The sequence below is a fragment of the Gallibacterium genomosp. 3 genome, from assembly GCF_001678475.1.
Lineage (GTDB): Bacteria > Pseudomonadota > Gammaproteobacteria > Enterobacterales > Pasteurellaceae > Gallibacterium > Gallibacterium faecale.
In genome coordinates, this window is sequence record NZ_JTJR01000011.1 from 1 (window position 1) to 15,486 (window position 15,486).

Genomic DNA, 15,486 nt, shown 5'->3' on the forward strand with positions numbered 1-15,486 from the left:
CTTGTCAACAAGATTTTTTTGAAGTTTTTACTCTCTTAAAACGAATCCGCTTACCTACTGGCAGTGGATTGCCTTGCTCTTGTTGCGTGAGGCGGCATTATAGGGATTTTTTATTGGCTTGCAACCCCATTTTTTATTTTTTTAACTGTTCGCTGTTTTTTTCAACGAAACGTCTAATTTCCATACTTTTTGCTTAACTTTTACTTCAATGCAACACGTGCATTACGGAATAAACGCATCCACGCTCCATCTTCACTCCAGTCATCTGGATACCACGAGTTAGTCACACTACGGAAGACACGTTCTGGATGAGGCATCATAATTGCAATACGTCCATCCTTATTGCTTACCGAAGTAATACCTAATGGAGAACCATTTGGATTAGCTGGATATTGTTCTGTCACATTAATGTAATTATCTACATATTGAGCAATGATCTGTTGATTTTGTTGTAATTCCGCAATTTGTTGTGGGGATGCGAATTCTGTACGACCTTCACCATGTGATACCGCAATTGGCATATGTGAACCTGCCATTCCCGCAAACCAAAGTGAATTATTTTCGTTAATCTTCACTAATCCCACACGGGCTTCAAAACGTTCTGAGCGGTTGCGTACAAATTTAGGCCATAAGTCAGCGCCAGGAATAATTTCTTTTAGATGAGAAATCATCTGACAACCATTACATACGCCTAATGCAATTTTATTTTGATCTTCAAAGAAGCGGCTAAATTGTTCACGTAAATCATGATGGAACAAAATAGATTTCGCCCAACCACCACCAGCACCTAATACATCGCCATAAGAGAATCCTCCACAAGCAACTAATGCATCAAATTTCACTAAATTATGGCGACCAGAACTTAAATCACTCATATGCACATCAAATGCTTGGAAGCCTGCGCGATCAAACGCTGCAGCCATTTCTACATGACTATTTATACCTTGCTCACGCAAAATCGCAATTTTTGGTCTGACACCCACCGCGATATATGGCGCTGCCACATCTTCACTTGGGTTATAACTCAATTTTGCCGATAATCCTGGGTTATCCGCCTGTTGTTTTGCTTCATATTCTTGATCTGCACAAGCCGGATTATCGCGTAAACGTTGCATTTGCCAGGTGAGCTCACCCCAAATTTGACGTAATTCTGAACGTTTCTGTTGCAACACAACATTCTCACCACGTTTTACAATGATCTGATTATCAGTGGTAACATGACCCAATACTGTCGCAATCCGATCTAGTTGATATGACTTCAAGAGTTCCCAAACCGCTTGGTGATCTTGTTGGCGAATTTGTAATACAGCACCTAATTCTTCATTGAAGAGTACAGCTAAATCATCAGCGCCCAATTTCTCAATATCAATGGTTACACCACAATTACCCGCAAAAGCCATTTCCGCTAAGGTCACAATTAAACCACCATCAGAACGGTCATGGTATGCCAATAATTTTTGTTCTTGTACTAACTGCTGTATTGCATCAAAGAAAGCTTTTAAACGTTGTGGATTTTCTACATCCGCTGGCTTATCACCCAATTGTTTATAAACTTGTGCTAATGCTGTTGCCCCTAAACGATTCTTTCCTTCGCCAAGATCTAATAAGATAAGTTCACTCGCTCCTTTATCTGTACGTAATTGTGGAGTTACCGCTTTTCTCACATCTTCTACTCGTGAGAACGCACTAATTACTAATGATAACGGAGCAGTTACTGTTTTTTGTTGCCCATCTTCTTGCCATGTGGTTTTCATTGACATGGAATCTTTACCCACTGGAATCGTTAATCCCAAAGCCGGACAAAGTTCTTCGCCAATGGCTTTAACAGCTTGGTATAATCCCACCCCCTCTCCTGGGTGATCTGCTGCCGACATCCAGTTGGCAGAAAGTTTAACTCGTTTTAATTCACCAATATTCACTGGTGCTAAATTAGTAATTGCCTCAGCAACAGCTAAACGTGCAGATGCGGCAAAATCCAATAATGCAACTGGTGCACGTTCTCCGATTGACATCGCTTCGCCATGATAAGTATCAAAACTTGCAGTTGTCATACCATAATCCGCGACTGGAATTTGCCATGGACCAACCATTTGGTCACGTGCCACCATCCCCGTAATAGAGCGGTCGCCAATCGTAATCAAGAAAGTTTTTTCAGCAACAACCGGTAAGCGTAATACACGGTGTAATGCTTCCGTTAAATCAATCTGTTGAGTTGCTAATGCTGGTGAATGTACTTGTTTTGAAACCTCATTACGTTGCATTTTTGGTGTTTTACCAAGCAACACATTCATTGGTAAATCAATTGGTTTATTAGCAAAATGGTCATCATGCAAGGTGAGATGTTGTTCTTCCGTTGCTTCACCAATTACTGCATAAGGCACTTTTTCACGTGCACACAATGCTTCAAATAAAGGTAATTTTTCTTCATCAACCGCTAATACATAACGCTCTTGCGATTCATTACACCAAATTTCTAATGGGCTCATATTACGTTCATCACTTAAAATTTTACGTAATTCAAAGCGACCACCACGACCACCATCATGTACTAACTCTGGCATCGCATTAGATAAACCACCAGCACCCACATCATGAATAAATAAAATTGGATTATCCATACCCATTTGCCAACAACGGTCAATAACCTCTTGGCAACGGCGTTCCATTTCTGGGTTATCACGTTGCACGGAAGCAAAATCAAGATTTTCCGCTGATTTTCCCGAAGCCATAGAGGACGCTGCACCCCCACCAAGCCCGATATTCATCGCAGGTCCACCAAGAACAACCAATTTTGCGCCTACTGGAATTTCACCTTTTTGGATATGTTCTTCACGAATATTCCCCATTCCACCAGCGAGCATAATTGGTTTATGGTAACCACGAACTTCCTCACCATTAAAGCTATTCACTTTCTCTTCATAAGTACGGAAATAACCTAACAATGATGGGCGACCAAATTCATTATTAAACGCAGCCCCACCAAGCGGCGCTTCTAACATAATTTCTAGCGCTGACGCAATGCGATTAGGTTTGGATAAAGGGCCTTCCCACGGTTGGTTATAGCCTGGAATACACAAGTTAGAAACAGAGAAACCGACTAAACCTGCTTTTGGTTTTGAGCCTCGACCAGTCGCGCCCTCATCACGAATTTCCCCACCAGATCCTGTTGCCGCTCCTGGGAATGGTGAAATCGCTGTTGGGTGATTATGGGTTTCTACTTTCATTAAAATTGGCATTTGCTCTGTGTGATAACGATATGTTCCATCTTGATCTGGAAAGAATCGACCTGCTGGTGAACCTTCCATCACAGCAGCATTATCTTTATATGCAGAAAGCACATAATCTGGTGTTTTTTCATAAGTATTTTTAATCATTTTGAATAATGATTTTGGTTGTGCTTCACCATCAATTGTCCAATCTGCATTAAAAATCTTATGACGGCAGTGTTCTGAGTTAGCTTGAGCAAACATATATAATTCAACATCGGTTGGATTACGGCCTAATTGGGTAAATTGTTCAAGCAAATAATCAATTTCGTCTGCTGCCAAAGCTAAACCGAGTTCTACATTCGCTTTTTCTAATGCCACTCGACCACCAGCTAATAAATCTACAGTTTTTAGTGGTTTTGGATCTTGTTGTGCGAAAATTTCAGTTAAACGTTGATAATCTTCGACAACTTCTTCCATCATTCGGTCGTGGATTAGCTTCACAAATTGTGCTTGTTGAGTGGCATCAAGTGCTGTGGCAAATTCACAATGATATAAAATTCCTCGTTCTGCACGCACCACATCTCTTAATCCACAACTATGAATAATATCTGTTGCTTTTGATGACCATGGTGAGATAGTTCCAATGCGCGGGATCACAATTTGTCCTTGTAAGAAATTATCTGCTCCTTGTGCTGCTGGGAAACTCATTACAGCATTTGCCTCAAATAGCTGAACTAAATGATCAATTTGTTGTTGGTTCAGTGGATTTTTTACTTCCACAAAATAGAGATAATTTGTCGTGCAGCGTTGCAGTGAAATTTGTTGTTCTGCAAGTTGTGATGAAAGGCGGGAGAGTCGAAAATCAGAAAGCGCGGTCGCACCACGGAAAATCAGCATCATAGCATTATTACCTAACTGTAAATTAAAGAAAAAAATCGGGGCATATTATACCTAAGTTGAACTCAAAACGGAAACGTTTGCGTAACACTTGATTTGTACTTACCGATTAGATCTTATACAATGCGCACTTTTGAACAGCATCTGTTGAGGTCTATTTGAAAGGGTTATCAATTCGTATCATCTTAGCTTTTGCCCTATTGCTATGGGCTATTGATATGGTATTTCCATGGCAAAAAATTATGCGTTCTGATGACAATCTCTATTCCTCAATTAAAAAACGTGATGAATTAGTCGTTGGTACCATCAATAACGCATTCTCTTATTTTGTGAATGCAAATGGTGCAGCTGGCCTAGAATATGAATTAACCAAAGCTTTTGCAGATTACCTCGGTGTACAACTTACAATACAGACATTTGAAAATTCCGAAACGCTATTACAAGCATTAGAAGAGAATCAAATTGATCTTGCTGCGGCAAATTTAATGTATCAACCAGAAAAAGCCGAACATTTTCAACTTGGCCCAAGTTACTACTCTTCATCATGGCAACTAGTCTATCGTAAGAATACTGCTCGCCCATACGATTTAGGGCAACTAAAAGGCAAGTTATTAATTACGAATAACATTGATCTACAAAAAAAATTATCACAGCTAAAACAACAATATCCTGATCTGCAATGGCAGGTCGATACAACGCTCTCGCCAGAAGAAGCGTTACTCGCTGTCGCTGATGGTAAAGCAGATTACACGATTGCAAGCTCAATTGATGTCGCTTCTATTCAGCAAGTCAAACCTGTATTAGCTGTCGGTTTTGATTTAACAGAAGAAACTTCCGTGAATTGGTATCTACCTCATAACCCTTATAATGAATTACAGGCTGCACTCCTCGATTTTATGAATAATACGAAAGAGTCAGGGTTAATCTCTCGTATTGAGGAAAAATATTTTAGTCATCTTTCACGTTTTGATTATGTTGATGCACGAACCTATATTGCAGCAATTGAGAATACACTTCCCACCTATTTACCGCTATTTCAACAATATGCAAATCAACTAGATTGGAAACTGCTTGCAGCCATTTCTTATCAAGAATCACATTGGGATGAAAATGCTACTTCGCCTACAGGGGTACGAGGCATTATGATGCTGACCAAAGAAACAGCTGAGCGCATGAAAATTGATGATCGTAATGATCCTGAGCAAAGTATCAAAGCTGGCTCAGAATATTTACATATGCTATTAGGTAAGATGCCTGAAACTATCGCTCAGGAAGATCGTATTTGGTTTGCGTTAGTTGCTTATAACTTAGGCTTAGGTCATTTACTCGATGTACGCCGCTTAACCGAAAGTCTAGGCGGTAATCCGAATAATTGGCTTGATGTTAAGGCAAACCTACCATTACTGGCTGATAAAAAATATTACAGCAAATTAAAATTTGGATATGCCCGTGGCTATGAAGCCTATCAATATGTCGAAAATATTCGCCGCTATCATAATAGTATTGTGAATTACTATCGAATTCAGGAACAAAGCCAATCCCATGATGAATTGCCTGATCCAACAAATCTGCCTGAAATTAACCAAACACCACTGTAATTGTGCTAAAATTACGCCCATTTTTATAAAATTGGAGATTTTCTATGCGCCCGAACAATCGTGCTAATCACGCCATGCGTCCAATAAAAATTACTCGCCACTATACAAAACACGCAGAAGGTTCTGTCTTAATCGAATTTGGTGATACGAAAGTGCTTTGTAATGCTTCTATTGAAGATTCCGTCCCTCGCTTCCTAAAAGGTCAAAATCAAGGTTGGATTACAGCTGAATACGGTATGTTACCTCGTGCAACTAACGTTCGTACCCAACGAGAAGCAGCCAAAGGAAAACAGAGCGGTCGTACTATGGAGATTCAACGCCTTATTGGTCGTTCATTACGAGCAATGATTGATCTGGAATTACTCGGTGAACGCACTATCACTTTAGATTGTGATGTAATTCAAGCCGATGGTGGTACACGTACCGCAGCGATTAGTGGTGCTGCAGTAGCACTGCATGATGCGATTCAAACCTTATTAGATAATGGCACATTAACTAAAAACCCAATTAAAGGGTTAGTTGCTGCCGTTTCCGTAGGAATTGTGGAGAATCAAAAAGTCTGTGATTTAGAATATATTGAAGATTCCAATGCCGAAACTGATATGAATGTTGTAATGACTGATGAAGGTAAAATGATTGAAATTCAAGGCACTGCTGAAGGCGAACCATTTAGTCATGATGAACTTCTAGAGTTATTAGCATTGGCAAAACAAGGTATTGAACAAATCAATCAAGCACAAAAAGCAGCGTTACAACAGGCTTAATAGGAAAAAATATGCAAGCTTATCAACAACAATTTATTGAATTTGCTTTAAGTCGCCAAGTCCTAAAATTTGGAGAATTTACCTTAAAATCTGGTCGAGTGAGTCCTTACTTTTTTAATGCCGGATTATTTAACACTGGGGAAGATTTAGCCAAACTTGGTCGTTTTTATGCCGAAGCGATCCAAGCTCAACAATTAGATTATGACCTAATTTTTGGACCTGCTTACAAAGGAATTCCGATTGCAACCGCAACATCTGTCGCACTTTATCATCAATTTGCTATTAATAAACCCGTTTGTTTCAACCGCAAAGAAGCAAAGGATCATGGTGAAGGGGGCAATTTAATTGGTAGTCCATTACAAGGGAAAGTGCTACTTATTGATGATGTGATCACCGCAGGAACAGCGATTCGTGAATCAATGCAGTTAATTGCAGCTCATCAAGCAACATTAACTGGCGTAATGATTGCGCTTGATCGTCAAGAACGAGGCAAAGGCAATCTCTCCGCGATCCAAGAAGTAGAACGTGATTATCATTGCAAAGTGAGTTCAATTATTACTTTTGAAGATTTATTAGCTTACTTACAACAATCTAGCCAATACGCTGAGTTCCTACCAAAAATGCTTGCATATCGCCAGCAATACGGGATTTAATTTTCGTTCCACCTAGCCTCTTGCTAGGTGGTCTGGCAAATTTCACAAATTACTCACCATAATGTAGTATAAAGAATCTCCATTCTATTATTTTTATAAATTTTCTTTTGGTTTAGTGTTTTTACTAAACATCTGTTTTTATTATTTTTATCTAGCTAGGGAGTATCAATGCAAAAATTATCTCAACGTCTGCAACAATTTTTTAGTAGTGAGCCCGCTGGTGGGATCTTGCTTCTCATCGCTACATTCTTAGCCATTACTTTAGCTAATTTTTCCATTACCGCCGATTTCTACCAACAATTACTCCATACCACTATGGCGTTCCAATTTGGAGAATTTCGTTTACAAAAACCACTATTACTGTGGATTAATGATGGCTTGATGGCAATTTTCTTTTTATTAATTGGTTTAGAGGTGAAAAAAGAATTATTTACTGGTTCATTATCCAATTATAAAACTGCACTATTTCCTGCGATTGCTGCATTAGGTGGGATGATCGTTCCTGCCTTATTCTTTTATTTTGCGACCATTGCTACCCCAGAATTAACCAAAGGTTGGGCTATTCCTATGGCAACAGATATTGCTTTTGCTCTAGGGATTATGGCGTTAGTTGGTAAAAACGTCCCACCTGCATTAAAAATATTCTTACTCGCCTTAGCTATTATTGATGACCTTGGCGCCATTATTGTTATTGCCCTCTTTTACTCAAGTGATTTAGGTACAGTTGCTCTAGTTGGTGCAGCTTTATCAATTATTGTGTTATTTCTCTTAAATCGCTATAAAATTAGCTCTCTTACCCCTTATGGTGTTGTGGGTCTGATCCTTTGGGTATGTGTATTAAAATCAGGTGTGCATGCCACATTGGCAGGAGTGATTATTGGTTTTGCGATCCCATTAAAAGCCAAAAGTGGAGAAAATCTCGTCCATAGATTAGAACACAGTCTATCTCCTTGGGTTACATTTATGATTTTGCCACTATTTGCTTTCGCCAATGCAGGAATTTCATTCGAAGGGGTAAATTGGCAAACTCTCGCCTCACCATTACCTTTTGCTGTGTTACTTGGTTTATTTATTGGCAAACCAGTTGGGGTCTTTGGTTTAAGTTATCTTTCAATCAAACTAAAATTAACCAAATTACCTGAAGGCGTTCATTTCCGCCATATTTTCGCTGTTTCTCTGTTATGTGGAATTGGATTTACGATGTCGATGTTCTTATCAGGTTTAGCATTTGAAGAAGAAGCCCATGATTTAAATATTTTAGCTAGAATAGGTATTTTAACCGCTTCTACCTTATCTGCGATTTTAGGTTTCATCACATTAAAATCTGTAACGACAAAAAAATAACTATAATTCTTTGCGGACTGTTACTTGTAAATCTATAACCTAGCCTTATATAGGGTGGGATTTTTTTGAAGGACATTTATATGACAATAACTTATACACAGGATAACGATAAACTTTATCGCTTTTTATTTAAAAACCGTGCTGTACGCGGTGAATGGGTTCGTTTAAATAAAACCTTTACTGAAACATTAAATACTCACCATTATCCACGTAAAGTACAAAATTTATTGGGTGAACTTCTGGTTGCAACCAGTCTATTAACTGCAACTTTAAAATTTAAAGGCAATATTACGGTACAAATCCAAGGCGATGGACCTTTAAAGCTTGCCTTAGTTAATGGAAATGACCAACAACAATTACGTGCTTTAGCTCGTCTGCAAGGAGAAATTACTGACGAAATGACACTTGCCGATATGGTAGGTAAAGCAGTTTTGGTTATCTCAATTATTCCAGATGAAGGTGAACGTTACCAAGGCGTTATTGCTCTAGATAAGCCAACAATCACCGAATGTTTAGAAGATTATTTTATTCGTTCTGAACAATTACAAACTCAACTCTTTATCCATTTTGGTGAATATCAAGGCGAAGCTGTGGCAGCAGGAATGTTGTTGCAAATCATGCCTGATGGACAAGGTTCCCCAGACGATTTTGAACACTTAGCAACATTAACTGCAACAGTAAAAGATGGGGAGCTGTTTGGTTTAACTGCTGAAGAGATGCTTTATCGTCTTTATCATGAAGAAACCGTAGAGATCTATCCACCACACAACACGCAATTTTTCTGTGGCTGTTCATTAGAACGTTCTAGCGGTGCAATTAGTTTACTCTCTGATCAAGAAATAACAGAAATCTTTGCTGAAACGCCAACATTAGATATGCAATGTGAATGTTGTGGTAAGCATTATGTGTTTACTGAACAAATGGTAAGAGAGATTAAACAACAAAGCTTACATTAATAAGCATACATTCTGTCATCTTAATCAATGTTGAATAAGCCCCCACTTGCCGAGAAAATCTGAATAAGAATGAGCAAGTGTGGGCATATATTATTTACTTTACTCTATGGCAAAATCTAAATGATCATAAGAGAAAAATATTAAATAAACCTTGTCAGCAAACTGAAGTTTATCTAATCATCTTACTTACTGTTCTTTAGTATATTGGCGTTGTACAACACAAACTTCTACACTATATCGTTTATACCAACGTTCATGCCCTTTCTGTTGTGCAAGTTGATGTAGTGAATCCTGTTTCCAACGCTGAATATTTTCTAAACTGTTCCAATATGACAAGGCAATCTCTTGTTGGTTTTCAGTATAAGATTCAAATTTGATACAACCATATTCTGATAACGCCTTTTCTCTTAGCTGTAATGCAAATTGATGATATTCTGCATCTAATTGTGCAATTTCTGCTTTAAAGATCACAACAAACATCGCTTGCCCCGTCATTTAACTAAATTAAAACGCTTTATTATTTAGCCAATTTAGTCCAGTTGTAGTAACCGTAGAGTGAATTTAATAAATAAGCACCATACATAATATACATTGGCGCAGTATCTGCCCATAAGATGATGGAAAGTACATTAATCACAATCCAAAGCACCCACTGTTCACGATAACGTAATAACATTAATAATTGCGCAGCAATCACCATTACGGTTGTTACCCCATCAAGGGTTACAGAGTTACCATCGGTTGTTCTTAAGAAAGCAATAAATAATACTGAACAGATTGCAATACTCGCAATAGTGACTAACCAACCTTTGAAATCAAGTGCCTTAGCGACAACACTTGCGCCCTCACCATCTTTTTGCATATTGGCTTTCCAAAGGAAATAACCAATAAATTGTGCTGGAATATAAACATAGAGTGTAGTGGTCATTTCACCATAAAATTTATTATCCCATGACACATAAAAATACGTATAAGCAAAAATTAAGCCAAACAAATAGTTACTAATTTTTCCTTTACCCACAAAGACTACGCATAAGATACCTGCAATCCCAGAAATCATCGCTAATAATGAATCTGGCTGATAAACATATGTACCAATTTGTAATGCTAAGAATAGTAATAACCAAAATGCTTCAAATTTTGTCCAACCGCCAAAAAACTCTTGTTGGAGATCTTTAAGTGTAAACATTGCCCCTCCTGATGGGATGATTTTAGAAATTACATTCTATCCACTTTGTAATAAATACGCACCATTTTTATAATAAAAATAGAAAATATGATAAAAAATGTAGCTTTAAAATTATTTTTTGTAAGAAAGCAAGGTTAAAATCTATTATTGCCTTAACATGAAGTAGCATCTTTTAATTAAATAAAACATCTATGCTACATAACACACTTATTTCTTATCGAAAAAATTCACTGCTATTCAACGCAAATCCTTTGGCTTTCAACGCTATTCAGAGTACAATCCGCCCTTATTTTTTTATGATTGATTAGTACAAACGAGAGAAGAACAAAAACTATGTCATTTACGATTGGACAACGTTGGATTAGTGAAAGTGAAAATAACCTTGGTTTAGGCCTAGTAACTGCGGTGGATAACCGTACTGTAACCTTTTTATTTCCTGCCGCAGATGAAACAAGAGTATATTCTGTTGCTGCAGCGCCAATGACCCGCGTCCTATTTCAAATCGGAGATACCATTAGTCATCATGAAGGTTGGCAAGCTGAAGTGATTGATGTGATGGAAAATCATGGTATTGCGTTATATCTCGCTAAAAATTTAACCACACAACAAGAAGTGGTAATTAAAGAGATCGAACTTGCTCATCAAATTACCTTTAGTAAACCGCAAGATCGTCTTTTTTCTGCGCAAATTGATCGTAACGACCGCTTTTCGCTACGCTATCAAGCGTTGCAACATCAACAACAGCAATTTCAATCACCGTTGCGTGGTTTACGGGGTACAAGAGCCAGTTTAATTCCACATCAACTTCACATCGCACAAGAAGTTGGTAGTCGTTTATCACCGCGCGTGTTATTAGCGGATGAAGTGGGACTAGGGAAAACTTTAGAAGCGGGTATGATTTTACAGCAACAATTATTTTCTGGTCGTGTACAACGTGTATTTATTCTTGTACCAGAAACACTACAACATCAATGGCTAGTGGAAATGTTGCGTCGTTTCAACCTTAACTTTTCATTATTTGATGAAGAACGCTGCCAAGATTTTGATCGTAAAGATGAAGATGGACGCAGTATTAAAGTGAATCCATTTGAAAGCGAATCCTTAGTTATTTGTTCTTTAGATTGGTTAGTGACACAACCTAATCGTATGCAAGAAGCGATTGATGCTCAGTGGGATATGTTAATTGTTGATGAAGCCCACCACTTACAATGGCACGTTGATGCACCTAGTGAGGCTTACCGTTTTGTAGAAAAATTAGCCGAAAAAACACCTTCTGTATTACTCTTAACCGCCACACCAGAACAACTTGGCCAAGAGAGCCATTTTGCACGATTACGCTTACTCGATCCAAATCGTTTCTATGATTACAACGCATTTATTGCAGAACAGAAAAGCTATCGTCCTGTTGCTGATGCAGTAAATAGCTTATTGTCTGAGCATAAATTGAATAATGAAGAACAAAACACATTAACTGAATTATTAGCTGAACAAGATATTGAGCCACTATTACGCGTAATTAATGGGGCTAACAGTCATGCAGAACAAATTCGTGAGGCAAAAAATGAATTAATGGCCAATTTAGTTGATCGCCATGGTACTAGCCGTTTACTGTTTAGAAACACGCGTCAAGCGGTGAAAGGTTTCCCAAAACGGATTTTGCATCAAATTAAACTTGAGCTTCCTAAACAATATGCGAATGCTCAAAAAGTTGTGAACTTACTCAATCAGCAAAATAAGCACGATTCACTCTATCCAGAGATGATCTTCCAACAATTAAATCAAGATGCTGCTTGGTGGGAGTTCGATCCACGTATTGAATGGTTACTGACTTTCTTAAAAAATCATAACCAAGAAAAAGTCTTAATTATCTGCCAACAAACCAGCACCGTATTACAGCTCGAAAAGATTTTACGCGAAAAAGAAGGCATCCGCTCCGCCGTTTTCCACGAAAAAATGTCGATTGTAGAGCGCGATCGTGCCGCAGCTTACTTTGCTCAGCAAGAAGATGGCGCAAAAGTTTTATTAAGCTCCAGTATTGGATCTGAAGGTCGTAATTTCCAATTCGCAAGCCGTTTAGTGTTATTTAACCTACCACTCAATCCTGATGTGTTGGAACAATCTATTGGCCGTCTGGACCGTATTGGGCAAAATAAAGATATTCAAATTTATGTGCCATACTTTAACCAAACACCACAAATGGTATTAATGGATTGGTATCAACAAGGTCTTGGTGCATTTGAACAAACTTGTCCAATGGGAGCGACACTATTCGCTAAATATGGTTCACAATTACAAGAGTTCTTAACCACATCAGAATTAGATAGTGAACAATTTAATCAATTTATTGAAAAAGTGGCTACAGAAAAAGCCGAATTACAACAAGAATTAGAACAAGGGCGAGATCGTCTATTAGAACTTAACTCAAATGGTGGCGAAAACGCACAACAACTTGCTGCGGATATTGAACAGCAAGATGGTCAAATTGAGCTTATTAATTTCTGTTTAAATCTATTTGATGTCATTGGGTTAGAACAAGAGGATTTAGGCGAAGATTCTATCGTTATTCAACCCACTGGACATATGCTAGTCCCTGATTTTCCAGGATTAAAAGAAGATGGTTCTACCGTAACTTTTAATCGTCAATTAGCACTTGCCCGTGAAGACCTTGAATTCCTCACATGGGATCACCCAATGGTCCGCAACGGAATTGATTTAATTACCTCTGGCGATATTGGTAAAACCGCAGTAAGCCTATTACCACATAAAGGTTTGCCAGCGGGTACCTTATTGCTTGAACTAATCTATGTTGTTGAAGCTCAAGCGCCAAAAGAGTTGCAGCTCACTCGTTTCTTACCGCCAACACCAGTACGTTTATTGTTGGATATTAAAGGCAATGATCTTGCACCGCAGGTATCATTTAAAGGATTAGAGAAACAACTTAAACCAATTAATAAAAACGTTGCGAATAAGATGGTCAAAATGACCAAATCTGATGTGGAACGTTTGATCAAATTGTCACAAACTATGATTGAACCAAAAGCAGCAGAGATTATTCAACAAGCAACAGAAAATGCAGATAAAACGTTATATGCTGAGTTGAATCGACTCACAGCATTACAAGCTGTTAATAAAAATATTCGTCCAGATGAAATTACACAGCTAGAACAGCTTATCCAACAATCATTACACCAATTAAAAGCAGCAAGCTGGCGTTTGGATAGCTTACGTGTAATTATTAGTAATAAAGAGTAATCTATGGCATTAATCGACTATCAACCACCACTTGGTTTAAATATTCTTTATCAAGATAACCACATTGCGGTAATTAATAAACAGAGTGGATTACTTTCAGTTCCAGGGAATCAACCACAATATCAAGATAGTGCAATGACCCGTGTTGCAGCGAAGTTTGGCTTTACTGAACCTGCACATCGTTTAGATATGGCAACCAGTGGCATCTTATTGTTTGCTTTATCTAAAGCAGCAGAAAAAGAACTTAAACGTCAGTTTCGAGAACGAGAACCGAAAAAGTTTTATCAAGCATTAGTTTGGGGGCATCTAGAACAAGATTGCGGTAAAATTAATCTCCCGTTAATTTGTGATTGGGAGAATCGACCTCGCCAGCGAATTGATTTTCTGGTCGGAAAAAAAGCGACTACCTTATATAAAGTGATTGCTCGTTACCCTAATAATACTACTCGCGTAAAACTTACCCCAATTACAGGACGCTCACACCAACTGCGGGTACATATGCTTGCATTAGGGCATCCTATTTTGGGCGATAAATTTTATTCACCACCAGCTGTCCGAGCAATGTCATCCCGTTTATGCTTACACGCAGAAAGCTTAACCATTACTCACCCTATCACTAAAGAATCAATGACATTCTCTTGTCCAGCGGAATTTTAATCCGCTGGGCTATAAAATTATTAATAAACCTGTAAATTTTTTAAAAATTTTCAACTTGCCTTCCTAATTTTTGTTATTAAGTGTGATCTTTTCTCTCAATTACTGGTATCATAAATTGCTATGTTCTGCAAAGCATCGTCAACTCAGACTAAACAATTTCAAGTTTTTACAAAAAAGGATGACAACAGATGAAACGTTTATTATTAGTTATCGCGCTTGGCTTAGCGTTACCAGCAATGGCAAAAGATGTTGCGACTGTAAATGGTAAAGCAATTTCAGATAATGATGTAACCAATATTTTCGCAACACTTGGTATCGATAAGCCAACCGCAGATCAAAGAAAACAAGCGATTAATGTATTAGTTAATCGTGATGTTTTATTACAAGAAGCAGCAAAACAAGGCTTAGATAAAAAAGCAGATATCAAAGCTAATATGCAGGCAGCCAGCGAGAATGTGTTAATTAACACTCTCTTACAACAATGGGCAAACAAAAACCAAGTGTCTGAAGAAGAACTTACCCGAGCTTACGATAATATCGTTAAAACCTTATCTGACAGCCGTGAATATCGTGTTCGCCACATTGTGGTAAAAGATGAAGCTAAAGCAAAAGAAATTCTTGCTGACTTAAAAGCAAATAAAATTAGCTTTACTGATGCCGCAAAAAAATTCTCTATTGATACTAACGCAGCTACTGATGGCGGTGAATTAAACTGGCGTAATGGTAATGACTTTATCCCAGGTTTTGCTGAAGCAGTAAAAGATGCGAAGAAAAATGTACTTACTGGCCCAATCAAAACACAAGCCGGTTATCATATTCTCCAAGTTCAAGATGAACGTCCTGTAAGTATCCCAACATTTGAACAACTTAGAGGCACATTAGTTAACAATCTTACTCAACAAAAAATTGCACAATACGTAGAATCTCTACGTCAAAAAGCAAAAGTGCAAGTGAATGAGAAATAAGA

General features: G+C 38.1%; 11 protein-coding genes. 8 read left to right on the forward strand and 3 right to left on the reverse strand.

The genetic code is table 11. The annotated features are described in order from the left end of the window. Window positions 1-200: 200 nt before the first annotated feature. Window positions 201-4,109 carry a phosphoribosylformylglycinamidine synthase gene (purL, locus tag QV06_RS02860; protein WP_065236860.1) on the reverse strand — a complete coding sequence of 1,303 codons (3,909 nt, stop codon included), beginning with the start codon at window positions 4,107-4,109 and terminating at the stop codon, window positions 201-203. Window positions 4,110-4,264: 155 nt separating this feature from the next. On the opposite strand from purL, the gene mltF reads away from it, so the two are divergent. The 5 genes from mltF (at window position 4,265) to hslO (ending at window position 9,421) form a co-directional block, all read left to right on the forward strand. After that, the gene (gene mltF / locus QV06_RS02865; RefSeq protein ID WP_065236861.1) at window positions 4,265-5,704 is read left to right on the forward strand and encodes a membrane-bound lytic murein transglycosylase MltF; all 1,440 of its coding nucleotides are present in this window, start codon (window positions 4,265-4,267) and stop codon (window positions 5,702-5,704) included. 44 nt (window positions 5,705-5,748) lie between these two features. Beyond that, a complete protein-coding gene (gene rph / locus QV06_RS02870) occupies window positions 5,749-6,468 on the forward strand; it encodes a ribonuclease PH (protein WP_065234667.1) in 720 nt (239 codons plus the stop codon). 11 nt (window positions 6,469-6,479) lie between these two features. Next, entirely contained in the window at window positions 6,480-7,121 is a 642-nt protein-coding gene (pyrE, locus tag QV06_RS02875) for an orotate phosphoribosyltransferase (RefSeq protein WP_065236862.1), read from the forward strand. Window positions 7,122-7,289: 168 nt separating this feature from the next. Further along, entirely contained in the window at window positions 7,290-8,465 is a 1,176-nt protein-coding gene (gene nhaA, locus QV06_RS02880) for a Na+/H+ antiporter NhaA (RefSeq protein ID WP_065236863.1), read from the forward strand. An 80-nt stretch (window positions 8,466-8,545) separates the two neighbouring features. Then, a complete protein-coding gene (hslO, locus tag QV06_RS02885) occupies window positions 8,546-9,421 on the forward strand; it encodes an Hsp33 family molecular chaperone HslO (protein ID WP_065236864.1) in 876 nt (291 codons plus the stop codon). A gap of 186 nt (window positions 9,422-9,607) precedes the next feature. Here hslO and QV06_RS02890 read toward each other — a convergent pair whose 3' ends face one another. Then, on the reverse strand, window positions 9,608-9,901 hold the full coding sequence (locus tag QV06_RS02890; RefSeq protein WP_065236865.1) for an antibiotic biosynthesis monooxygenase family protein: 294 nt from the start codon (window positions 9,899-9,901) through the stop codon (window positions 9,608-9,610). Window positions 9,902-9,938: 37 nt separating this feature from the next. Continuing rightward, window positions 9,939-10,610, reverse strand: coding sequence for a nicotinamide riboside transporter PnuC (pnuC, locus tag QV06_RS02895; RefSeq protein WP_065236866.1), 672 nt, complete (start codon window positions 10,608-10,610; stop codon window positions 9,939-9,941). A gap of 333 nt (window positions 10,611-10,943) precedes the next feature. Here pnuC and rapA point away from each other — a divergent pair, with 333 nt between their 5' ends. The 3 genes from rapA to QV06_RS02910 all read left to right on the forward strand — a co-directional run bounded on the left by rapA (window position 10,944) and on the right by QV06_RS02910 (window position 15,484). Next, window positions 10,944-13,862 (forward strand): RNA polymerase-associated protein RapA, encoded by a 2,919-nt coding sequence (gene rapA / locus QV06_RS02900; protein ID WP_065236867.1) that lies wholly within the window; start codon window positions 10,944-10,946, stop codon window positions 13,860-13,862. 3 nt (window positions 13,863-13,865) lie between these two features. Then, complete coding sequence (gene rluA, locus QV06_RS02905) at window positions 13,866-14,519, forward strand: bifunctional tRNA pseudouridine(32) synthase/23S rRNA pseudouridine(746) synthase RluA (RefSeq protein WP_065236868.1); 654 nt, start codon at window positions 13,866-13,868, stop codon at window positions 14,517-14,519. Between the two features lie 188 nt (window positions 14,520-14,707). Further along, window positions 14,708-15,484 (forward strand): peptidylprolyl isomerase, encoded by a 777-nt coding sequence (locus QV06_RS02910; RefSeq protein ID WP_065236869.1) that lies wholly within the window; start codon window positions 14,708-14,710, stop codon window positions 15,482-15,484. Window positions 15,485-15,486 lie beyond the last annotated feature (2 nt).